The 22,035-nt window shown below is 74.6% G+C and carries 15 protein-coding genes; 1 reads left to right on the top strand and 14 read right to left on the bottom strand.

Annotated elements, in window-relative coordinates:
• Positions 1–327 precede the first annotated feature (327 nt).
• The 13 genes from HHL19_RS01520 to HHL19_RS01580 all read right to left on the bottom strand — a co-directional run bounded on the left by HHL19_RS01520 (position 328) and on the right by HHL19_RS01580 (position 17,853).
• Positions 328–1,653, bottom strand: coding sequence for a VWA domain-containing protein (locus tag HHL19_RS01520; RefSeq protein ID WP_169084727.1), 1,326 nt, complete (start codon positions 1,651–1,653; stop codon positions 328–330).
• 44 nt (positions 1,654–1,697) lie between these two features.
• Complete coding sequence (locus tag HHL19_RS01525) at positions 1,698–3,047, bottom strand: protein phosphatase 2C domain-containing protein (protein ID WP_346768224.1); 1,350 nt, start codon at positions 3,045–3,047, stop codon at positions 1,698–1,700.
• The gene (locus HHL19_RS01530; RefSeq protein ID WP_346768225.1) at positions 3,044–5,614 is read right to left on the bottom strand and encodes a tetratricopeptide repeat protein; all 2,571 of its coding nucleotides are present in this window, start codon (positions 5,612–5,614) and stop codon (positions 3,044–3,046) included. The genes HHL19_RS01525 and HHL19_RS01530 overlap by 4 nt, the downstream gene beginning before the upstream one ends.
• Positions 5,611–6,900, bottom strand: a complete 1,290-nt coding sequence (locus HHL19_RS01535) for a hypothetical protein (protein WP_169084733.1) — start codon at positions 6,898–6,900, stop codon at positions 5,611–5,613. Before HHL19_RS01535 ends, HHL19_RS01530 begins: the two co-directional genes overlap by 4 nt.
• Positions 6,901–6,944: 44 nt before the next feature.
• A complete protein-coding gene (locus HHL19_RS01540; protein WP_169084734.1) occupies positions 6,945–7,976 on the bottom strand; it encodes a glutamate ABC transporter substrate-binding protein in 1,032 nt (343 codons plus the stop codon).
• Positions 7,977–7,987: 11 nt separating this feature from the next.
• Positions 7,988–9,283: a hypothetical protein gene (locus HHL19_RS01545; RefSeq protein ID WP_346768261.1), complete on the bottom strand. Its 1,296-nt coding sequence runs from the start codon at positions 9,281–9,283 to the stop codon at positions 7,988–7,990.
• Positions 9,284–9,864: 581 nt separating this feature from the next.
• Positions 9,865–10,842: a BadF/BadG/BcrA/BcrD ATPase family protein gene (locus HHL19_RS01550; RefSeq protein WP_169084738.1), complete on the bottom strand. Its 978-nt coding sequence runs from the start codon at positions 10,840–10,842 to the stop codon at positions 9,865–9,867.
• A complete protein-coding gene (locus HHL19_RS01555) occupies positions 10,833–12,098 on the bottom strand; it encodes a 6-phospho-beta-glucosidase (protein WP_169084740.1) in 1,266 nt (421 codons plus the stop codon). The genes HHL19_RS01550 and HHL19_RS01555 overlap by 10 nt, the downstream gene beginning before the upstream one ends.
• Before the next feature lie 7 nt (positions 12,099–12,105).
• On the bottom strand, positions 12,106–12,972 hold the full coding sequence (locus tag HHL19_RS01560; protein WP_169084742.1) for a carbohydrate ABC transporter permease: 867 nt from the start codon (positions 12,970–12,972) through the stop codon (positions 12,106–12,108).
• Between the two features lie 3 nt (positions 12,973–12,975).
• A complete protein-coding gene (locus HHL19_RS01565) occupies positions 12,976–13,857 on the bottom strand; it encodes a sugar ABC transporter permease (protein ID WP_240981409.1) in 882 nt (293 codons plus the stop codon).
• A gap of 145 nt (positions 13,858–14,002) precedes the next feature.
• The gene (locus HHL19_RS01570; RefSeq protein ID WP_169084746.1) at positions 14,003–15,349 is read right to left on the bottom strand and encodes an ABC transporter substrate-binding protein; all 1,347 of its coding nucleotides are present in this window, start codon (positions 15,347–15,349) and stop codon (positions 14,003–14,005) included.
• A gap of 52 nt (positions 15,350–15,401) precedes the next feature.
• On the bottom strand, positions 15,402–16,610 hold the full coding sequence (locus HHL19_RS01575) for an ROK family transcriptional regulator (protein ID WP_169084748.1): 1,209 nt from the start codon (positions 16,608–16,610) through the stop codon (positions 15,402–15,404).
• A gap of 175 nt (positions 16,611–16,785) precedes the next feature.
• The gene (locus HHL19_RS01580) at positions 16,786–17,853 is read right to left on the bottom strand and encodes a mechanosensitive ion channel family protein (protein ID WP_346768226.1); all 1,068 of its coding nucleotides are present in this window, start codon (positions 17,851–17,853) and stop codon (positions 16,786–16,788) included.
• Positions 17,854–18,111: 258 nt separating this feature from the next.
• Here HHL19_RS01580 and HHL19_RS01585 point away from each other — a divergent pair, with 258 nt between their 5' ends.
• A complete protein-coding gene (locus tag HHL19_RS01585; protein ID WP_043230089.1) occupies positions 18,112–18,675 on the top strand; it encodes an HNH endonuclease in 564 nt (187 codons plus the stop codon).
• Between the two features lie 51 nt (positions 18,676–18,726).
• On the opposite strand, the gene HHL19_RS01590 is transcribed toward HHL19_RS01585, so the two are convergent.
• Complete coding sequence (locus HHL19_RS01590; protein WP_169086200.1) at positions 18,727–21,951, bottom strand: beta-N-acetylglucosaminidase domain-containing protein; 3,225 nt, start codon at positions 21,949–21,951, stop codon at positions 18,727–18,729.
• Between the last annotated feature and the right edge of the window lie 84 nt (positions 21,952–22,035).

The following is a 22,035-nucleotide window of genomic DNA, read 5'->3' on the forward strand; positions in this document are numbered from 1 at the left end:
CCCGCCGGGGCCACCGGATCCGCTGGGTCGACCGGCGCCGCCGGGGCCGTCGGAGAAGCCGGGTGCACCGGGGCGGCCCGGAGCGCTGGGGAAGCCGGGGGCGCCGGGCGTACCGGGCGCGTCAGGGCTTCCCGGCTGGGGGTAGCCGTACGCCGGCGGAGGGGCGGGAGGGCCAGGCGGGGCGGGAGGGGGTGGTGGGGGTGCGGGGGCGGCCGGATGTGCGCCCGCCCCGGCCATGCGGTGGCCGCAGACCTCGCACCAGTCGTCGGAGACCGACTGGTGTCCGTTCGGGCAGGTCGGCATGTCGGTGCTTCCCCCTCTCGTCGCCTATCTCTTGACGCGAACGGTCTTGGTGGAGCGCGTTTCGAGTGTCATCTCGTCCGCCTCCGCGACCTTCGCCTTCAACCGCACAGTACCCGCCGCCGCATCGACCACGTCCACCACCTTCGAAAGGAGTTTCGCGGTGTCCGCGTTCCCGGAGGCCGCCGCGAGCTGCACCGCGCGGCCCAGTTTCGCGGTCGCTCCGTCCTGATCGCCCGATTTGCGGGCGTCCAGGCCGGCCTGGATGGCGTCGGCGAGCTCCGCCTGGCCGGTGTAGTGCGCGACCTGGGGATCGATCGCCGTGGTCATCGCCACGTCGTGTGTCCACACCGCCCGTATCAGTCCTTGGGACACCGGGCGGGCGTCGCCGCCCAGCGGGTCGGGGACGATCAGGGAGGCGCGGGCCGCGAGCATCTCCTGGCCGACCGCGTTCGCCGGGACCCGTACGCGCACGTGGTAGTCGCGGGACTCGTCGCCCCAGGAGCCGGTGGGGTAGTCGCCGGAGCGCGGTCCGGTGTCCGTACGGCGCGCGGTGAGGTCGGCGACCGTCGGGGCGACCTGCTTGACGAAGACGAGCTCCGCGCCGACCGGCGTCCACAGCCGCAGCGCCACGTCGGCGACGCCCTTGCCCATGGCGTTCTCCATCATGGCCGTGAAGTCGGCGGCGAGCCCGGCCGGATCGGCGACGATGTCGGCGGAGCCGAGCAGCGCCGAGGCGATCCCGGTGACCTCCTTGACCTCCCAGTCCGTGCCGACGCCCCGCGCGTCGCAGGTGAAGCGGCCGGCGCAGGCGTCGAGCGCGGCCCGCAGCGCCTCGGGCGTCTCGTGTTCGTTGCGCCCGTCGGTGAGCAGCACCGCGTGCCGGATGGCGAGGTCCTCGCCGCCGAGGAGCGAGTCGGCGAGCCGCAGCCAGGTGCCGATGGCGGTGCCGCCGTCGGCCTTCAGCCGGGTCAGGGCCTCCTTGGCCTCCGCCCGGGTCCGCGCGCCCGCCACGGCGAGGCGGCCGTGGTCGGGGTAGACGGGGACGGCGACGTGGTTGCCGGCGACGACGGCGAAGGACGTGCCGTCGCGGAGGGTGTCGATCGCGGCGGCGGTCGCGGCCCGGGCGCCCTCCATCTTCGTCGGCGGGTAGTCCATCGAGCCCGAGCAGTCGACCATGATCACCACGCCGGCGGGTCCGCCGGTCGTGACGCCCCGCGTGCCGCTGGTGCCGCCGCCGGTCGCCGTCACGGTGACGACGGCGTCGACGTCCCGCCCGCCGACCGGCAGGTACTCGTTCTGGTAGACGTCCACCGAGAACTGCGGCACGGACGGCTTGGCGAAGTTCGCCATCTGGTTTCGGCTCCTCGGGGGCGACGAAGGAAGGTGACGGGCGGTCAGGGGGAGGGTGCCCCCGACGGCGTCGGGGCGAACGGCGTCACCGCGACCGTGATGTTGTCGTGTCCGCCGCCGTCGAGGGCGTGGCCGACGAGGACCCGGGCCGCGTGCAGCGGACGGAGCGCCGCGTCGGCGGGGACGGCCCCGGCCATCGCCCCAGCGGCCTCCGCGTAGTTCCACAGCCCGTCGGTGCAGACCACGACGACCCCGGCCCGGTCGGGCTTGAACGCGGCGGTGTGCGGCTCCAGTTCGTACGCGTCGGCGCCGAGCCAGCCGGTGATGGCGTGGGCGCGCTCGTCCGCGTACGCCTGCGCCTCGTTCATCAGGCCCGCCTTGACCATCTGCGCGGCCCACGAGTCGTCCTCGGTGAGCCGGGCGGCGGGCGCGGTGCGGTCGTCGGGCACCCAGTAGGCGCGGCTGTCGCCGACCCAGCCGACGACGAGCAGCCCGTCGGTGACGACGGAACCGACGATGGTGCAGGCGGGGGAGTTGCCGCCGGGCGGGGCGTCGGGGCCCGCCGCTTCCGCGCCGGCCAGCGCGGTGACGGCCTCGGCGGCGGCGACGATCGCCTCGTGCATGGCCTGCTGCGGGTGGGTGCCCCGGGGCAGGGCCTCGCCGAGTACGGCCCCGGCCGCGCGGGCGGCGGCGGCCGACGCCTCGTCGGGCCGGTGGGCGGAGGAGACGCCGTCGCAGACGATCGCGACGGTGGCCGGCCGGCCGTCGGGCAGGCTGGTCTCGGCGAGCGCGAACGAGTCCTCGTTGCGGTGGTGGCGCAGCCCCCGGTCGCTGACGGCGGCCACCGTGCGGAGCTCCCGCTCCATGTGGTCGCGCTCGCGGGGCTGGGCGTGCCCGCAGTTCTCGCAGTAGCCGTCGCCGTCGACCCGCCCGGCCCGGCAGGCCACGCAGAGCCCCTCGGAGCCCTCCGGGACCACGGGTACGTCCGCGTCCACCCGCTCCGCCGCCCGCGGATCCGGCGCGGCCAGCTCGAAGTCGCCGCCGCCGCGCACCGTCTCCCCGCGCGGCGGAGCGGCGGCCGGCACCGGCTCGTCGGTGCGCACCGGGCCCGTCGGCAGGTCGCGCCCGCCGGAGTCGGTGCCCGGCAGTTCGCCCGGGTGCTGGGTGAGCGTCGACAGCGAGCCGGGGTCCCGGGGCGGGGCCTCGGGCCAGACGGGCGCGGCGATCGGCATGGTCGGCCGGTCCTGCCCGGCCGGCAGCTCCGCGGCGGCCGTCAGTTCGTGGCCGCAGGCACCGCAGAAGCGGTCTCTCGGGTCCACGGGCTCCCCGCACTCCGGGTCCGGGCAGACGGCGAGGCCGTGCGACGGCGGCTGGGGCTTCTGGTCCATCCTCACACCCACGTCCTGGGGCGGTAGCGGTTGGCCCGCTCCACCAGTTCGATCCTCTCCTCGCCCCGCTGGGCGAGCCGGGCCAGCGCCCGGTAGGCGCGCTCCAGGCCGAAGCGGAGCCCGTTCTCGTCCAGTGCGCTTCCGAGCAGCGGCTGCCCGCCGCCCGGCGCGGCACCGGGACTTCCGGAGAGTACCCAGTCGAGGGCGGTACCGAGCACCTCCGTCGCCAACCGCTCCCGGCGCACCGGGTCGAGGCCGAAGCCGCCCAGGGCGGAGACCTGCGCGGCGGACGCGGTCAGGTCGGCGCCGAGCGGTTCGCGCGGCGGCCGCCGCCGCAGCCGGGCCCGGACGGCCGCGACGCGGGCGGCCGTGTAGTGGATGGAGGACTCCGGTACGGATTCGAGGGCGGCGACCGCCCCCGTACGGTCCCCGGCGGCGAGCCGCACCCGGGCGAGGCCGAAGGCGGCGCTGACGAAGCCGGGGTCGGTCGCCCACACCAGGTGGTAGTACTCGGCGGCGTTGTCGAGCTGGCCGAGGACCTCCGCGCAGACGCCGAGCGCCAACTTCGGCGCGGGCTCGCCGGGGAAGGCGTCGTAGACCGCGTCGAAGGCGAGCGCCGCGTGTGTCAGGTCGCCGCCCACCAGCGAGGCGACGCCCCGGTGCCACACCACCCGCCAGTCGTCGGCGTCCCACTGCTCCAGGGCGGCGAGCGTCTGCCCGGCGGAGACCAGGTCCCGCAGGTCGAGCTGGGCCCGCAGGGCGCGCAGCCGCAGCTCGGGGGTGTCGGCGGGCGCGGCCCGCAGCGCGCCGAGGAGTTCGGCGGGCGCGGCGGCGAGCAGTCCGGCGAGGAAACCGGCGTTGGCGTCCGCCGGGTCGACCCGCGGCACCGGCAGCGCGAGCGCGGTGGCCGCCACGTCGAGCGGGGTGAGCAGCGCGCCGAGGCCCTCCCCGGCCGGCACGCCGGCGGCGGCCGGGGGAGCGGAGCGGCGGGCCCGGCCGGTGCGGCGCGCGCCGAGCACCGACACGTCGCCGGAGTCCTCGGCGAAGAGCACGGTGTCGGTGACCCGGACCTCCGCGCCGAAGAGCGTGGAGAGCGCGGGCCGGGGCCGCCCCGACTGGAGGGCGACGACCTCCCGCAGCACCCCGGTGAGCTGCTCGGCCATCTCCTCGGCGGAGGCGAAGCGGCGCGCCGGGTCCGGGTCGGTGGCCCGCACCAGCAACCGGTAGAAGGACTCGTACCGCTGGAAGACCTCGATGTGCTCCGGCTCCGGCAGCGAGTCCGCGAAGACGTTGGTGTAGCCCTGGAAGTCGAAGGTGAGCACGGCGAGCGTGCGGGCCACCGTGTACAGGTCGCTGGCGATCGAGGGCCCGACCTCGGCGACCTCGGGCGCCTGGTAGCCGACCGTGCCGTAGATCGCGGACTCGTCGTCGTCCATCCGCCGGACCGCGCCCATGTCGATGAGCTTCAGCTGGTCCTCGGTCTGCAGGGCGTTGTCGACCTTGAAGTCGCAGTACAGCAGGTTGCGGCTGTGCAGGTGGCCGAGGGCCTCCAGGGCCTCGATGCCGTACGCGCAGGCCTGCTCGACGGGGAGCGGGTCGCGCCGGCCCTCGGGGGTCCGCCGGTCGTTGGCGATCTCCTTGAGGGACTTGCCGCCGACGTACTCCATGACGATGTAGCCGTCGAGTGAGCCGGTGCGCGGGTCGAGGTGCTCGACGAAGTTGTAGATCCGGACGATGTTGGAGTGCTCGATCTCGGCGAGGAAGCGGCGCTCCGAGATCGCCGCCGCCATGGCGTCCTGGTCGCCGGTGTCGAGCAGGCCCTTGAGGACCACCCAGCGGTCGGAGACCGCCCGGTCGACGGCGAGGTAGATCCAGCCGAGGCCGCCGTGCGCGAGGCAGCCCGCCACCTCGTACTGCCCGTGCACCACGTCGCCGGAGCGCAGCTTCGGCACGAAGGAGTACGGGTGCCCGCACGAGGTGCAGAAGCCCTCGGTGCGGCCCGGCCGCCCGCCGCGCGGACGGCCCACTGGCGCCCCGCAGTCGGAACGCGAGCAGAATCGCTTCCGCTCGGGCACCTCGGGGTTCGCCATCACCGCCGCGCGCGGATCCGGACGCGGCACCTCCGGGATCGCGACGAGCCCCGCGCCCAGCCGCTTCCGGGCCGACTGCCCGGCCGACGAACCCGAGCTGCGCACCGACACCGAACGGCCGGTGCCCCGCCCCGACAGCGCCCGCGACAGGCGCCCGGACACCGAGCGGCGCGAGGACGACGAGCGGGACGAGGCCCGCGAGGACGCCCGCGAACCGCTGCGCGCGGACGCCGAGTCGGGCCCCCAGGCCGCCGCCTCGGACGGCGCGCCGAAGCCCGCGCCCGCCCCGGTGCGCGTACCCGTCCCGGTGCCGGGCTTGCCGGGCACGGCGACCCCGGTCGGATTGGCCTGGAGCCGGCCGTTCGGCGCCACCACCGGCGCCAGCCCGCACGTGTCGCAGTACAGCTCGCCGCCGCCCACGTCCTCGTACGCGCCCTCGCAGCTGGGCCGCTGGCAGCCCCCCGGCGCTCTGAGACCGCTCACCACTGTCGTCCTCCCGTGTCCGACGGACCGTCCGACGGGCCGGACAGCAGGTCCGCCACCGCCCGCTGGTAGCGCAGCACGGCCTGCTCCGCCGCCCGCAGGTCGCAGGGCGCGCTCCACAGCATGCGGCGCGCCGTGTCGTACCGCTCGGTCAGGAACGGGTCGTCCGCCCCGCCGAGCCGGGCCGCCTTCGCCCGGTACGCGTCGAGCCGGCCGCGCAGCTCCGCCCGCACCGCGAGCGGCGCCGTCACCGCCGTCAGCTCGTCGCGGGCGCGCAGCAACTCCTCCTCCGCCTCCCGCTCCAGCGCGTCGAGCAGCGGCGAAAGCCGGTGCCACCGGGCGTGCCGGCGGTACTCGGCGGCGGTCTGGAGCCGCTCCTGGAGCGCCGTCGGCGGCCCGCTCACGGCCGGCACCTCCGAGGCGGCGATCTTCGCGAGGACCTCGCCGCGCGCCACCCGCGCCTCGGCGAGCGTCCGGTCCGCCCGGGACAGCACGTCCCGCAGCCGGAGCAGCCGCTCCTCGGAGTCCTGCCGCACCGCGAGGACCGCCTCGATCTCCCGCCGTACGTCCTCCAGGGCGAGCGCCGCCCGGTCGTACCGCGCGGTGTCCGGCCGGCCGCCGCCGGGCGCCGAACTCCCCGCCGCCGGGCGCCAGAACGCCAGCGGGTCGGTCACCACCAGGGAGCGCAGCTCGGTCAGCTCGGCGGTGATCGACTCCAGCTCGTCCCCGGCCGGATGCTCTCCGGGACGCACCCCCACCGAGTGCGCCAGCGAACGCGTCCGGCCCAGCTCCGCGGCGAGCAGGTCTATCCGCGCGGGCAGCGCCGACCACACCGCGTCCGCCGTGACCACCACGTCGAGGGAGGCCGCGTACAGCTCGTTCATCCGCCGCACCAGGCCGTCGAGGGTGAACCGCTCGGCGAGCAGGGCCTCCTCGCCGGCGCCGCCCGGCACGTGCACCGAGTCGCCGCGCAGCCGCTCGGTCAGCTCGGCCAGCTCCTCGCGGTTCGGCCACTTGTGCCGCGAGCGGACCTCGCGGGCCTCCCGCAGCGCCGCCGTGTACGCGTCGAAGCAGCTCCAGAGCACGGTGATGGTCCGCTCGGTCGACGCCCAGCGCTCCCGGGTGGTGCCGGTGAGCCCGGCGCCTTCGAGGAGCCGCCGGCCGGCGTGGTCCTGGAGCGCGAGGAGCGAGTCCTCGACCGCCTTGTGCTCCGCGCCGAGGCGCGCCAGCGCACGGTCCACCTCGTCCCGGTCCATCACCGGCCCAGGGGGTCCCGTGACGCCCATCGCTCTCCTCATCTCCTTCGCTCCGTGCGGGCCTTGCGGGGGGCCTACTTGTACAGCGGCTCGGGCGGTTCGGCCTTCCCGAGCCCGGCCTCCAGCCAGACCCCGTACGCCTCCTGCCAGCGGCCCTTGCGGTACTCCTCCAGGACCTTGTTGACCCGGCGCACCAGGTCGTCGTTGCCGAGCCTGGCCGCCACCCCGTAGTACTCCTCGGTGAACGGCTTCCCCTTCAGCTCCACCGCCGGGTCCTGCGCGGCCTGTCCGGCCGCCAGGGCGTTGTCGGTGACGATCGCGTCGACCTCGCCCATCTGGAGCCGGGCCAGGCAGTCCAGCTGGTTCGGCACGGTCAGCAGGTTCCGGTCGGCGGGGGTGCCCTCCCCCTCGTCCCGGATGATCGCGCCGAAGGACCGCTCCTCCAGCGCCTCGTGGGCGGTGGAGCCCTCGGCGGTGCACACCCGGCGGCCCTTCAGGGAGGCGTCGTGGCCGGTGATCGGGGAGGTCTTCGGGGCGAGGACCTGCTGGCCCGCCCGGAAGTAGGCGGTGGAGAAGGCGACCTGCTTGATCCGCTTGCAGTTGATGGTCATCGTGCGGACCACCAGGTCCACCTTGCCGGTGTCCAGGGCGGCGATCCGCTGGTTGGTGGGCACCGCGCGGAAGACGACCGCGTCCTCGCTGCCCAGCAGGTCCTCGGCTATCGCCCGGGCCAGGGCGATGTCGAAGCCCTCCAGGGTGCCGGTCTCCGGGTCGCGGAAGCCCCAGCGGTAGCTGGACTGGTCGACGCCCACGATCAGCTTGCCCCGCCGCTTGATCGCGGCGACCGAGGGCCCGTCCTCGGCCGAGGGCCGCAGCGAGGCCTCCGGGTGCTCGCAGGTGTCGGCCTTGACCTGCAGGGCGGTGCCCACGCCGGGTCCCGGCCCGAACGGGCCGGCGGGCGCGGGCGCGCCGTCCCCGCCCCGGGCCAGCGGCAGCAGGGTGAGGGAGGCGGTCAGCGCGCAGGCCACGCCCATCGCCGCCACCCCGCCCCAGCCGCGCAGCCGCCGGGCCGCCCGCCGTGCCACCGACGCGTCGTCGGGTGTCATTCCGCCTCCTCTCACCGGTACTCCGACAGTCTTCGGTTGATGCCGAGCACCGCGCCGAGGGCGCCGAGGGCGCCGAGCGCGGCCGCGCCGAGCGGCAGCCCGGTCAGCGCGTCCACCGCGCCGCGCGCGGAGCCGGTGAACTGCTCCTGCTCGTGGGTGAGGGCCCGCTCCAGGGCCGCGTCGACCTGGTCGAAGGACCAGCCGGCCGACTCCTTCGCCTCGCCGGTCCCCTTCGGGCCGATGATCCGGTCCAGGGCGGCCTGGTAGTCGCCCGCCTCGCCGAGCTCCCGCGCGGCGGCGTGCCGCTCCCGCCACTCGCCGGCCCGGGCCGTGGCCTCGGCCAGCGGCGCCCGGCCCGCCTCGTCCTCGGCGAGCCGCGTCGCGCGGGCCAGCGCGTCGACGAGCGCCGCCATGCCCTTCGCGTACTCCGCCTCGTACTTGTCGTCCTTGCCGTCCTCGGTGAGCACCGCGCCCCGGGCGACCTGCGTGAGGTTCTCGTTGGCGCGGGCCTTGAGGGAGCTGATCCGCGCCTCGTTGAGCAGCTGGAGCGACTGCTGGCCCTCGGCCCGCGCCGAGCCCAGACCGGCCCGGGCCACGGCGTGCGCCCCGGCGAGCCAGAGCAGCACCGCCACGGTGGCGGCGGTGGCGGCGAGCAGCCCCCGGCTGAACACGCGGTTGGTCCGGCGGTACTCGCGCCGCTGCGCCCACACGAGGACGCCGAGGGCGAGCACCCCGGCGCCGAGCGCCAGGTAGGGCCAGGCGCGGGCGTCGTCGTCGTCCCGGTGCAGCCGGGCGGTCTCGGCCGCGTAGAGCCGCTCGGCGGCGGGCAGCAGCCGGGTGGTCATCTCCTGGTTGGCGTACCGCAGATAGGCGCCGCCCAGCGGGAGGCCCTGCCGGTTGGCGGCTCTGGCCCGCTCCATCAGTCCGGCGTAGCGCGGCAGCAGTTCGTTGAGCGCGGTGATCTCGCGGGCGGACTCGTCCGAACCGTCGGTGTTGGCCGCGGCCTTCACCAGGAGCCGGGAGGCGGTGGCGAGGTCGCGGTCGTAGCGGGCGCGGGACTCGGCGGGTTCGAGGGTGCCGGCGAGGAAGCCGGCCGCGGCGGTGGAGTCGGCGTCGGCCAGCGAGCGGTAGATCGCGGCGGCGTCGGCGCTCAGCGGTTGGCTGCGTCCGACGACGGCCTCGGCGGAGCCGGCCCGGTCGGCCGCCTCAAGGCCGGCGACCGTGCCGAGGGCGAGGACGAGCAGCGCCAGGACGGCCCCGAGGATCCGCAGCCGTCCCGGCTCGGTCGTCGCGGCCTCGCGCAGCACCTCGCGCCCGGTCGCCCACGCGCCCCGCGCGGGCGGCGGCGATGCGGCCCCGTCGGTCCCGGCGGCGGCGCGCGAGACCTGCCCCGGCACGACCGGCCGCGCGGCCGCGGCCGCCGGGCCGTGCGGCGCCGCGGCGGGCGCGCTCGGTGGCTGTGTCACGTGACCTCCCCCTCGGTCTCGACGTCGATCGACCCCGGCGAGCAGTATGGCCGCAGGCGGCCCGCCCGCACACCGGGAATGACACGATCTTGTGCCTATCGTGCCCCACGCGCTGGGGAGTTCCGCGGGCGAGCCCCCTTCGCCGCCGCCCCGGCCCCCGCTGGAACCCTTCTCGAACCCTCCTCGAAGTCCCCTCGAACTCTCCTCAAGTCCAACTTGAACCCGAATCGAATCCCACTCGAATCCAACTCGAACTCCCATCGGATTCAACTCGGATCCAGCTCGGATCCAGCTCGGATCCAGCTCGGATCCAGCTTGGATTCGGCTCGAACTCGACTCGAACACTCTCGTTCTGAAAACGCCCGATCCCCCGGATCGGTTCCGCCCGGGGGATCGCTCGAACAGGTGAACATGTCGTGGGGTCAGCCCGGGTACTGCCCCCGCAGCCGCTCCGCCGCCCCCGGCTCCGCGCCACCCCACTCGTCGAGCGCGAGCAGCCCCGCGCCGAGCACCGGCGGCGCCGTCACGAACCGCACCGCCGCCTTCGGGGCCCGTACGGCCAGGAGTTCACGGATACGCTCCTCCAACTGCGGGTGCCGGGCGGCGAGGACGCTGCCGCCGAGGACCACCGGCGCCTCCTCGCCGAGGAGTCCGAGCCGCCGCAGCGCCACCGCCGACAGGGCCACGACCTCCTCGGCCATCCGGTGCACCAGACCCAGCGCCACCGGGTCGCCCTCCGCCGCCACCCGGAAAAGGACCGGTGCCAGCTCGTGCCGGCGCCCCTGCGGGATGCGCTCCAGGTGCAGCGCCTCGATCAGCGCGTACATCGACTCCAGGCCGAAGTGCGCGGGCAGCGCCCGCGCCAGCGCGGTCGGCTCGCCCCGCCCGTCCTCGGCGCGGGCCGCGAACCACAGGGCCTCCTCGGAGAGCCCGCCGCCCCCGCCCCAGTCGCCGGAGATCTTCCCGATCGCCGGGAAGCGGGCGGTCCGCCCGTCCGGGGTCATGCCCACGCAGTTCACGCCCGCCCCGCAGACCACGGCCACGCCGCGCGGCTCGTCGAGCCCGGCCCGCAGGATCGCGAAGGTGTCGTTGTGGACCCGTAGCGAGGCACTCCACCCCCGCCCGAGCAACTCCCGCTCCAGGGCCGCCTCCTCGACCGGAAGGTCGGCATTGGCGAGGCAGGCGGTGACGTGCGCGAAGGACAGCGGGACGCCGGCGTCGGCCGCCGCCCGCCCCACGATCTCCGCGAGCCCGTCGACCGCCGGTGCCACCCCCACCACCGGCGGCTGGAACCCCCCGCCGCGCGCCGAGGCAAGCACCGTGCCGTCCGGCGCGAGCACCGCGACGTCGGTCTTGCTGTTGCCCGCGTCGACCGCGAGCAGCGTCCCGTTCACGCCCACGCCAGGTGCTCCCGGTTGTGCGCGATCAGGCGGTCGGTGAGCTGCTCGGCGTACGCGTACTGCCCGACCAGCGGGTGGGCGAGCAGCGCCTTGAAGACCCGCTCCCGGCCGCCCCGCAGGGCCGCGTCGAGCGCCAGGTCCTCGTAGGCCGTCACGTTCGCGATCAGCCCGGCGTACAGCGGGTCCACCGGTGCGACCGGCAGCGGCACCGCCCCGCCCGTGCCGACCGCCGCCTGCGTCTCGATGACGGCGTCGTCCGGCAGGAACGGCAGCGTGCCGTTGTTGTACGTGTTCACCACCTGGTGCGGCGAGCCGCCGCCGGCGAGGAGCGAGGCCGCCAGGTCCACGGCCGCCTCCGAGTAGAAGGCGCCGCCGCGCTTCCCGAGCAGCGCCGGCTTCTCGTCGAGCGCCGGGTCGCCGTACATCTCCAGGAGTTCCTTCTCCATCGCGGCGACCTCGGCGGCCCGCGAGGGCTTGGTCCGCAGCTCCTCGACGACCTCGTCGTGCGCGTAGTAGTAGCGCAGGTAGTACGAGGGCACGACGCCGAGCCGGTCCACGACGGGGCGCGGCAGGTGCAGGTCGGCGGCGATGGCGTCGCCGTGCTCGGCGAGCAGCCGCGGCAGCACGTCCTCGCCGTCGGGGCCGCCGAGCCGGACGCCGGTCTCCCAGGTGAGGTGGTTGAGGCCGATGTGGTCGAGGTGGACCTCGGAGGGTGCCACGTCGAGGAGCTTCGCGAACTTCCGCTGGAAGCCGATGGCCACGTTGCACAGGCCGACGGCCTTGTGCCCGGCGTCGAGCAGGGCGCGGGTGACGATCCCGACGGGGTTGGTGAAGTCGATGATCCAGGCGTCCGGGTTGGCGCGCCGGACCCGCTCCGCGATGTCGAGGACGACGGGCACGGTGCGCAGCGCCTTGGCGAGGCCGCCGGCGCCGGTGGTCTCCTGGCCGACGCAGCCGCACTCCAGGGGCCAGGTCTCGTCCTGGTTCCTGGCCGCCTGGCCGCCGACGCGGAGCTGCAGGAGGACGGCGTCGGCGCCCTCGACGGCGGCGTCGAGGTCGGTCGTGGTGGTGATCCGGCCCTCGTGCGCCTGCTTGGCGAAGATCCGGCGGGCGAGCCCGCCGACGAGGTCGAGCCGGTCGGCGGCCGGGTCGACGAGGACGAGTTCGGTGAGGGGCAGGGTGTCGCGCAGCCGCGCGAATCCGTCGATCAGTTCGGGGGTGTAGGTGGACCCGCCCCCCACGACAGCGAGCTTCATTCCGGTATCAGCCCTTCACTCCGGTCAGGGTGACTCCCTCGACGAACGCCTTCTGGGCGAAGAAGAACACGAGGATCACGGGGGCCATGACCAGGACGGTCGCGGCCATGGTCAGGTTCCAGTCGGTGTGGTGCGCGCCCTTGAAGGACTCCAGGCCGTAACTGAGCGTCCAGGCGGCCGGGTTCTCGGAGGCGTAGATCTGCGGCCCGAAGTAGTCGTTCCAGCAGTAGAAGAACTGGAAGAGGGCGACGGCGGCGACGGCCGGCTTCGCCATCGGCAGCACGACCCGCAGCAGGATGCGCAGTTCGCCGCAGCCGTCGATGCGGGCCGCCTCGACGTACTCGTCGGGGATGGTGAGGAGGAACTGGCGCAGCAGGAAGATCGCGAAGGCGTCGCCGAAGGCCATCGGGACGATCAGCGGCCACAGCGTCCCGGACAGGTCCATCTGCTTGGCCCAGAACAGGTACATGGGGATGATCACGACCTGCGGCGGCAGCATCATCATCGAGATCACGAGCAGCAGCGACAGGTGCCGGCCGCGGAAGCGGAACTTGGCGAGCGCGTACGCGACGGGTATCGACGACACCACGACGAGGACGGTGCCGAGGCCCGCGTACAGCAGCGAGTTCTTCCACCAGGTGAGGAAGCCGTCGGTCTCGAAGACCTTCAGGTAGTTCTCGAAGTGCCAGGAGTCCGGGGTGAGATCGCGGGTGAGCGCCTGCTGGTCGCTCATCAGCGAGGTGAGGAGGACGAAGACGAACGGCAGGACGAAGAAGAGGGCCGCGGCGATCCCGAGGGAGTGCACGGCGATCCAGTGCAGCAGGGCCTTGCGCCGGGCCGTCCGGGCGGCGGGTGCGGTCAGGGACACGGTCATGGTTCAGTCACCCGAGCCGATCAGGCCGCCGCGCCGGCGCATGAGCAGCGCGGTGAAGGCCATGGAGAGGGCGAAGAGCACCAGCGCCACCACGCAGGCCGCGCCGTAGTTGAACTGGCTGAAGCCGAGGCTGTAGACGAGCTGCGGCAGGGTGAGCGTGGAGTCGTCCGGATAGCCGGGGACGAAGGTCTCGCCGGAGCCGCCCATCTTGCCCGAGGCGACCTTGGCGGCCACGATCGGCTGCGTGTAGTACTGCATCGCGCCGATGATCCCGGTGACGACCGCGAAGAGGATGATCGGCGAGATGTTCGGCAGCGTGATGTGCCGGAACCGCTGCCGGGCGTTCGCGCCGTCCAGCTCGGCGGCCTCGTACTGCTCCTTGGGCACGTCGAGCAGGGCGGCCATGAAGATGACCATGAGGTCGCCGATGCCCCAGACGGCGAGCAGGGTCAGGGCCGGCTTGGCCCAGGCCGGGTCGGTGAACCAGGCGGGGGCGGGCAGCCCGATGCCCTCCAGGAGGGCGTTGACGGGCCCGGTGCCGGGGTTGAGCAGGAAGACGAAGGCGAGCGTCGCCGCCACCGGCGGGGCCAGGAACGGCAGGTAGAAGAGGGTGCGGAAGATCCCCGCGCCCGTCTTGATCTTCGTGATGAGCATGCCGACGCCGAGTCCGAAGACGACCCGGCAGCTCACCATGACGACGCAGAGCCAGAGGGTGTTCCGGAGGGCGGGCCAGAACTGCGGGAAGGACGTGAAGACGTACTCCCAGTTCCCGGCGCCCCGCCACTCCGGCGGGTTGATCCCGTCGTACTTCATCAGCGAGAAGTAGACGGTCGAGACGAGCGGATAGACGAAGAAGAAGCCGAAGCCGATCAGCCAGGGCGCCATGAAGGCGAGGGTGCGCAGCGCGCCGCGGCGGCGCCGGGCCCGCAGGGTGTTCTTTCCCCCGGCGGCGGCGCCGCGGACGGAGGCGGCCGGGGCGGCCGCCTCCGTCGGGGGCAGGGTGTCCGTGCTCATGGGCGGGTTCCGGCCGTCACTTCGCCGCGGCGATGTCGCGGTCGATCTGGGCGGCGGTGTCGGCGAGCCCCTTCTTCAGGTCGGTGACCTGGCCCTTCTCGTACTGCTGGGCGAACTTCTGGAGGGTGTCCTGGTAGGCGGAGCCGTTCACCGCGCCGTCCGAGGTGGTGGACTTCGGGTGCTGGGCGATCTCCAGGAAGGTCTTGAAGCGCGGGTCGAACTTCAGGTCCGGGGACTTCAGGGCCTCCAGGGTGGAGGGGACGTTGCCGATGGCGTTGGCGAAGCCCACCACCGCCTCGGTGTCGGTGGTCATGAACTTGACCAGCTCCCAGGCCGTGTTCTGCTTCTTCGACTGCGGCGCGATGCCCATGATCGTGCCGGAGAGGTAGCCCTTGCCGTACTCGGCGGCCTCGTCGTCGGCGACCGGCAGCGGCGCGACGCCGACCTCGAAGGGCACCTTGGCGTCCTTGATGAAGTTCAGCCGCCACTCGCCGTCCAGCTGCATGGCGACCTGACCGGTCTGGAAGGGGTGCTTGACGCCCCACTCGTCACCGAAGGTGGTGCGGTACTTGTCCAGCTTCGGGAAGCCGCCGAGCGCGTCCACCAGCGACTTCTGGTACGTCATCATCTCGGCGAACGCCGGGTCGGACGCGGCCGTCGACTTGCCGTCCTCGTCGAAGTAACCGCCGTGGCCCCACTGCGACATGTAGTGTGAGAGGACCGTCTCGTAGCCGAGGTAGTTCGGCATGAAGCCGAGCTGCTCGTACGAGTCGCCCTTCGGCTTCGTCAGCCTCTTGGCGGTCTCGGTGAACTCGGACCAGGTCTTCGGCGGCGCCTCCGGGTCCAGCCCGGCCTTCCGGAAGGCGTCCTTGTTGTAGTAGAGCCCGTACGCGTCCGAGAGCAGCGGCAGCGTGCAGCGCTTGCCCTCGAACTGCGTGTAGTCCTGGAGGACCTTCGGGAAGGTCTTGTCGAGGTCCAGCTCGTCCTTCTCGATGAAGGGCTTGAGGTCGGCGAGCGCGCCCGTGTGGCAGAACTTGCCGACGTTGGCCGTGGTGAAGGAGGCGACCACGTCGGGGCCGTTGGAGCCGCCGGCGCGCAGCGCCTGGCCGAGCTTGTCGTCGTTGATGTTGCCGACGACCTTCACCTTGATGTTCGGGTGGGCCTTCGTGAAGCGGGCGACGTTCTCCTCGATGGCCTTCACCTCGGCCGGGGCCGTCCAGCCGTGCCAGAAGGTGATGGTCGTCTCGGCCTTGGGGTCGTCGCTCGCCGCGTCGCCGGCGGAGCCGGTACAGGCGGAGGCGAAGAGGGCGATGGAGGCGGTGGCGGCGAGCGCGGCTGCGGCTCCGCGCGGGCGTACGGACATGGCGGGGTCTCCCTGGGCGGGCTGAGGGGAAGGGCGGTGCGGTGGTGCGGGGTCAGCGCGAGGTGTCGAAGACCTCGTCGCGGGTGGTGGCGAGCGCGCTCTCCAGCGCGCCGCGCAGCACGGGTTCGCGGGGGACGGAGGTGAGCACGAGCCGCGGCCGGGAGGCCGCGAGGTCGGCGAGCTCGGCCTGGACGCGGGCCCGCAGCGGCTCGCCGCCGGCGACGAGGACGTCCCCGGAGAGCACGATCAGTTCGGGGTCGAGGACGGCGGTGAGCGAGGCGAGACCGGTGGCGAGCCGCTCGGCGTAGCGGTCGAGCAGCTCCGCGTACGGCCCCTCGTCGGGCGTCTCGGCGGCCCGGGCGAGCAGCCCGGACGCCACCGGCACATAGGGGTGGTCGGGGGTGTCGAGGCCGGCCGCGCGGGCGAGCCGGGGCACCGTCTGGACGCCGGCGAGCTCCTGGAAGCCGCCGGAGTTGGCCTTGGTGACCTGGCGGACCAGCGGGGTGCCGGGGACCGGCAGGAAGCCGACCTCGCCGGCGCCGCCGGTGAAGCCCCGGTGCAGCCGGCCGCCGAGGACGAGGGCGGCGCCGAGGCCCTCCTCGTTCCACAGCAGGACGAAGTCCTCGTGGCCGCGGGCGGCGCCGACGGCCCGCTCGGCGATGGCCACCAGGTTGACGTCGTTCTCGTACTCGAAGGGCATGGGCAGGACCGCGGCCAGCTCCTCCAGGAGGGTGGGGGAGTGCCAGCCGGGCAGGTGGGAGGCGTACCGGAGCCGTCCGGTGGCCGGGTCGAAGGCGCCGGGGGTGCCGATGACCAGGCGCCGGACGTCGGCCCGGCAGAGCCCGGCGGCCTTGACGGCCCCGTCGAGGGCGTCGGTGACCTGCCGGACCACACCGTCGCCGGTACGCCCTCCGGTGCGGAGCTCGTACTCGCCGACGACGGCGCCGGTGATGTCGGCGACGGCGGCGCGGATGCGGTGCTGGTTGACGTCGAGCCCGGCGGCGTACCCGACGCCCGGGTCGAGGGCGTACAGCTGGGCGCTGGGGCCTGGGCGGCCCTCGGTGGTGCCGGTGACCCGGACCAGGCCCGCCGCTTCGAGGCGGGCGAGGAGCTGGGAGGCGGTCGGCTTGGAGAGGCCGGTGAGCTTGCCGATCCGGGTCCGCGAGAGGGTGCCGTGCTCCAGGAGGAGGTCGAGCGCGGCGCGGTCGTTCATGGCCCGCAGGACGCGCGGGGTGCCAGGGGTTCCCTGGGTGCCTGCCATGCCGCTCTCCTCGTCACGCTGTTCGTCACACCGTATGCGCTGCACTGTTAGGAAAGTTTCCTATCCGGTGGGAGGAAGGTAGGACGGGCGTCGCCGGGCGTCAATACCCACGGACGCACGACACCCCCGACGGCAACCGAAGCGTTACCGGCGGGGGCGTCGTGGGCAGGCTTGATCAGGGCTTGCCGAGGTCCGTCCTCGGCAGCGGCGTGGTCGCCACCGACTGCGGCGAGACCGTGCTGGAGAACGCCGAGGGCGCCGCCATGCCCGCCGTCGGATCGGCCGGCTTCTCCTCCGACGCCTGCGCGGGCAGCCCGCCGACGATCCGGATCCCGGCCTCGTCCAGGCCCCGCTTGATCCGCCACCGCAGCTCGCGCTCCACGCCCAGCTTCTTCCCCGGCATGGTCTTCACCGAGACCCGGACGGTCATCTGGTCGAGGAGCACCTCGGTCAGGCCGAGCACCTCCACCGGGCCCCACAGCCGCTCGTTCCACGGCTCGTCCTTGGCCATCGCCTCGCCCGCCGCCGTGATCACGGACCGCACCTTGTCCAGGTCCTCCGTCGGCCGGACGGTCACGTCCACCGCCGCCGTCGCCCAGCCCTGGCTGAGGTTCCCTATGCGCTTGATCTCGCCGTTGCGCACGTACCAGACCTCGCCGTCGACGCCGCGCAGCTTCGTCACCCGCAGCCCCACCTCGACGACCTCGCCGGAGGCGACGCCCGCGTCGACCGAGTCGCCGACGCCGTACTGGTCCTCCAGGATCATGAAGACGCCGGACAGGAAGTCCGTCACGAGGTTCCGCGCGCCGAAACCGATCGCCACACCGGCCACACCGGCCGAGGCGAGCAGCGGCGCCAGGTCGATGTCGAAGGCGCCCAGGACCATGAGGCCCGCCGTGCCCAGGATCAGGAACGAGGCCACCGACCGCAGCACCGAGCCGATCGCCTCCGACCGCTGCCGTCTGCGCTCCGCGTTGACGAGCAGTCCGCCGAGCGCCGTCCCCTCCACCGCCTGGGCGGAGCGGTTCATCCGCTCGATCAGCTTCGTCAGGGCGCGCCGGACGGCCCAGCGGAGCAGCAGGGCGACGATCACGATGAGCAGGATCCGCAGGCCGGTGTTGAGCCAGGTGGACCAGTTCTCCTCCACCCAGCTCGCCGCGTTGGTGGCCTTCTCCGCCGCCTCGTCCAGAGTCACCGGGAGGGGCTCGGGTTCGGTGGCGGCGGCCAGGACGGACCAGGACACGGGACAACCTCCAGGCATCGCGGACGCAGGCCATCCAGCCTAACGGGGCATCGGACGCGCACCCGTTGCCCTGTTCGAGGGAGAGAGCGACCTCACCCGGGCACATACCCGGGAGACATGCCGATGTGGTCGAGAACACGTCCGGCCCGCCCCCGGGGATCGCACGAACGTGGTGGCGCTCCGACCAGGCATGAGGAGAGACTGAGAGCAGTTCGTCCCGGCGCGAGCCACGCGCCGCCGGCGTCATAGGAGGCATCCGTGCCGCATGTCCTGGTCCTCAACGCGTCGTACGAGCCCCTGGGCGTCGTACCGCTCCGCCGCGCACTCGTCCTCGTACTGGAGAACAAGGCCCTCTGCATCGAGGAGTCCGGCGCCTTCCTGCACAGCGAGCATCAGATCGTCCCCGCGCCCAGCGTGGTACGGCTGAAGCGGTTCGTGCGGGTCCCCTACCGGGGGCCCGTTCCCCTGACCCGCAGGGCCCTCTTCGCACGCGACGGCGGGCGCTGCATGTACTGCGGGGGAGTGGCGACCAGCGTCGACCACGTCATCCCGCGCAGCAGGGGAGGGACGCACGCCTGGGAGAACGTGGTGGCGGCCTGCCGCCGCTGCAACCACCTCAAGGCCGACAAGCACCTGCGGGAGATCGGCTGGCGGCTGCGCCACCAGCCCGCGCCGCCCACCGGCCTGGCCTGGCGGATCATCGGGACCGGCCACCGGGACCCACGGTGGCTGCCCTACCTCACGCCGTACGGCGCCGAGGACGCGATGGCCCGGATCGACTCCGTCGCCGACACCCCCGCGGGGGCGTTGACGACCGGCTGAGATCCGGGCCATTCGCGTCCCCGGGACAGGGCGCGGAGGCGAGGGCGCCGCTCAGGGGGCGGTGCCCTCCTCCGGCGCGTCCGCCTCCGGCGTGCCCTGATCCGGCGTGCCCTGATCCGGCGCGTCCGCCTCCGGCGCGTCCTTCTCCGGCGTCTCCTCCTCGGGTGCCTCCGGCTTCTCCGGCCCTTCCTCCGGCGTCACCGCGTACGTCTCCACCGACCAGAGCGAGTACCCGTACTCCGTCGCCCGCTTCTCGCCCTGCACCCGCAGGAAACGGGTGTCCGCCGCGTCCATCCGCACCGACTCCCGGCCGCCGCGCCCGTCCGTGACGGTCGCCGCGGTCCGCCAGTTCCGGCCGTCGGCCGAGACCTGCACCCGGTAGCGGGAGGCGTGCGCGTCCTGCCAGTGCAGCACCAGCTGCCCTATGCGGGCCGGTTCGGCCAGCTCCAGCTGGAACCAGGCGCCGTCCTCCGCCGGCGAGGACCAGCGGGTCGCCGGATCGCCGTCCACGGCCAGCGCGGCCGGGAAGTCCGGCGTCTCGTCGCCCGAGGAGGAGGCCGTCGCCGACCGGGCCAGGTCCGGGCCGCCGGTACGCGGGAAGGCCCGCACCGTCAGCACCCGCTCCTCGCCCGCGAACGCCACCGGCACCCGGTACTCCCCGGACGGCGTGCCCGGCGCCACCGACACCTCCATCGGCACCGTCGTCGTGCCGCCGCGCTCCACCGAGGCCTCCTTCGGCAGCCGTACGGTGATGCCCTTCGGCGCCCGCGCGGTCAGCGGGCCCCGCACCTCGGCCGCCCGCCGCCCCGTCAGCTCCAGGTCCACCCGGCCCGCCGGGCCGCCCGCCTCCAGGTCCGTCTCGGTGCGGGCCAGCTCCAGGCCCGCCTTCGGGCCGTCCGCGAACCACGGCACCAGCGACCGCACGTCGGGCGCCGCGCCCTCGCCGTCCCAGACGATCCGCAGCGCCTCCGCGCGCAGCCCCTTCAGCTCGGTCTGCGTCCAGCCTGAGGAGTCGAGCGGTCCGAGCGACCGCCAGCCCTCGCCCGTCACCAGCGCCTCCACGCGCGCGTGCGCCGCCTTCTCCGCGCCCGGCTTCGCGTCGCCGCCGGCGGAGGCCCCGGCCGGCTTCCCGGCCAGCACCGTCACCGACTCCACCGGACGCGCCCGGTCCAGCTTCACCGTGTACGAGCCGGTGGCCCGGTCCACCGCGCGCTCCGGGTCCCGGTCGGCGCCCGTCCAGGCCGCCGCCTCCTTCGCCGCCCGGTCCAGGAACGGGTCCAGGACCCCGGCGCCGACCGTCGCCCCGCTCGCCTCGATCCTCGGCCGCAGCGGCTCCAGGCGCAGCTGCGCCTGCCAGGCCGCCGGGCCGTCGCCGCGCGCCTGCGCGAGGAGCATGTCGACGGCCGCCTCGCCCGCCGCCCCGTACCGGGACAGCTGCTCCAGCCACGGCCCGGCCTCGGCCCTCAGCGCGCCGTCCGCGGTGCCGGCCAGCCGCCCGGGCGCCTCCCGCATCACGGTGAACGCGGCCCGCAGTTCTCTTCCGGCCTTCTCCCGGGCGGCCGCGGAGCCCCCGGCACGGGCCGACCAGAAGGCGCTCATCAGCGGCTTCAGGCCGGCCGACTCGGCGTCCGGGGCGAGGATCGACGAGGCCGCGTTCCCCGCCAGGGCGCCGAGCGCCGCCCGCGCGGCCGGCTCGGGGCCCGCCAGGTCGGCGACGGCCGCCCGCCAGGACTCCCCGGGCCGGTAGCCGCGCGGGTTCCAGGCGAAGTCCGCGGTGGTGAAGAGCGGGATCCGGGAGGCGGCGGGCTGCTCCATCGCGTGCGCCAGATAGGCGGCGGAACCGGCCGCCACGACCGGCTCCCGGCCCCGGCTGGGACCCAGGAAGAGCCGGTCCTGCGCGTAGTCGTTCACCGGGTAGTTGTCCATGGTGACCAGCGGGCGCTGCCCCAGGGCCGCCCGCACCCCGGCCAGTTCGGTGCCGGTGATGGTGCGCGGCACCACCCCGACGCCCGTCCACGCCACCCGCACGCGCGCGTCCAGGGCGCCGGCGAGCGCCGAGCGGTACTCGCTGGTGCCCTCCTGGTAGTACTCCGTCGGCAGCACCGTCAGCGGCTCCGCGGCGGAGTCGTCGCCGAAGCGCTCGGCCATGTGCCGGGCCACCGTGTTCGCCACGCGCGCGTGCGCCCGGGCGGCGCCCGCCGCGTCCCGGCCGAACTCGTCGGCGTCCTCGTCGCAGGTCCACTCGCCGTACCCGGCGTCCGGGAACTGCAGCTGGAAGGAGCGGAAGCCGAGCTCCCGCATCGCGTCCAGCTTCCGCGTCAGCGCCGCCACGTCCTCGTCGGACGACAGGCACATCGACTGCGCGGGCGCCACCGCCCAGCCCAGCGTCACGTGGTTGGCCCTGGCCCGCTCGGCGAGCGCCCGGAACCCGGCCCGCTGCGCCTCCGGATAGGGCTCGCGCCACAGCGCCGCGCGGTACGGGTCGTCACCCGGCGCGTACAGATAGCGGTTCTGCTTGGTGCGGCCCAGGAAGTCGAGCATCGCGAGGCGCTGCCCGGTCGTCCACGGCGTGCCGTAGAAGCCCTCCGCGAGCCCCCGCTCGGCGGTGCCCGGCCAGTCCCGCACGACGACGCCCGGCACCTCGCCGCCGACGCCCCGCGGCCCCTCGCCGAGGAGCTGGCGGAGCGTCTGCACGGCGTGGAACAGGCCGTCCCCGCCCGTCCCGTCCAGGACCACCGTGTCCCGCCCGCCGAAGCGGCCGGTGGCCAGCCGGTAGCCGCCGGACGGCAGATCGGCCCGCTCGGCCACCCCGAAGGAGGCCAGCGCCTCCTGCGCCGCCTCCCCGGACGGCCCGGAGACCCGGACGACCGGGCCCGCGCCCGGCAGCCCCTCGTGCACGGTCCGCACCCCGGCGGCGGCGAGCAGCCCCCGCAGCGCCGCGAGCGCGTACGGATCGGCGTCCTCGTCCGCGACCAGCGTCACCCGGTCCCCGAGGCGCACGGCGGGCCCGGCGGCCGTCAGCGACTGCGGCCGGGGCCAGACGGCGGGCGGCGCCGGAGCCGTGTACGCGGCCCCGATCCGGGGCGCGGGCACGTCCGGGCGCGCGGCGGGCCCGGCGGGCGCGCGCACGAGGTCCTGGGGCGCGACGGCCAGGTCGGGCACCGCCACCGGGAGGGGGACGGCGCCCGCCGAGCCGGGCACGGCACCGCCGAGCAGGCCGCCGATCACGGCGGCGGCGACCGCGGTCGCCGTGCGCGGTCCGCGTCCGGAACGCACGGGGGTCACGGGGGCTCCCTTCGCCGGGGCCCCGGGCCCGCCGGTCCGTCAGGAGCGGGCCCCACCCGGCAGGTTGATAACGAG

It is taken from the genome of Streptomyces sp. R302, assembly GCF_012927245.1.
Classification (GTDB): Bacteria; Actinomycetota; Actinomycetes; order Streptomycetales; family Streptomycetaceae; genus Streptomyces.

Bases quoted from the DNA above. Each gene is read 5' to 3' on its own strand.
- HHL19_RS01565 (WP_240981409.1), bottom strand. From the start codon at position 13,857: ATGGCGCCCTGGCTGATCGGCTTCGGCTTCTTCTTCGTCTATCCGCTC.
- HHL19_RS01520 (WP_169084727.1), bottom strand. From the start codon at position 1,653: ATGGCGAACTTCGCCAAGCCGTCCGTGCCGCAGTTCTCGGTGGACGTC.
- HHL19_RS01575 (WP_169084748.1), bottom strand. From the start codon at position 16,610: ATGGCAGGCACCCAGGGAACCCCTGGCACCCCGCGCGTCCTGCGGGCC.
- HHL19_RS01570 (WP_169084746.1), bottom strand. From the start codon at position 15,349: ATGTCCGTACGCCCGCGCGGAGCCGCAGCCGCGCTCGCCGCCACCGCC.
- HHL19_RS01540 (WP_169084734.1), bottom strand. From the start codon at position 7,976: ATGACACCCGACGACGCGTCGGTGGCACGGCGGGCGGCCCGGCGGCTG.
- HHL19_RS01560 (WP_169084742.1), bottom strand. From the start codon at position 12,972: ATGACCGTGTCCCTGACCGCACCCGCCGCCCGGACGGCCCGGCGCAAG.
- HHL19_RS01535 (WP_169084733.1), bottom strand. From the start codon at position 6,900: ATGGGCGTCACGGGACCCCCTGGGCCGGTGATGGACCGGGACGAGGTG.
- HHL19_RS01555 (WP_169084740.1), bottom strand. From the start codon at position 12,098: ATGAAGCTCGCTGTCGTGGGGGGCGGGTCCACCTACACCCCCGAACTG.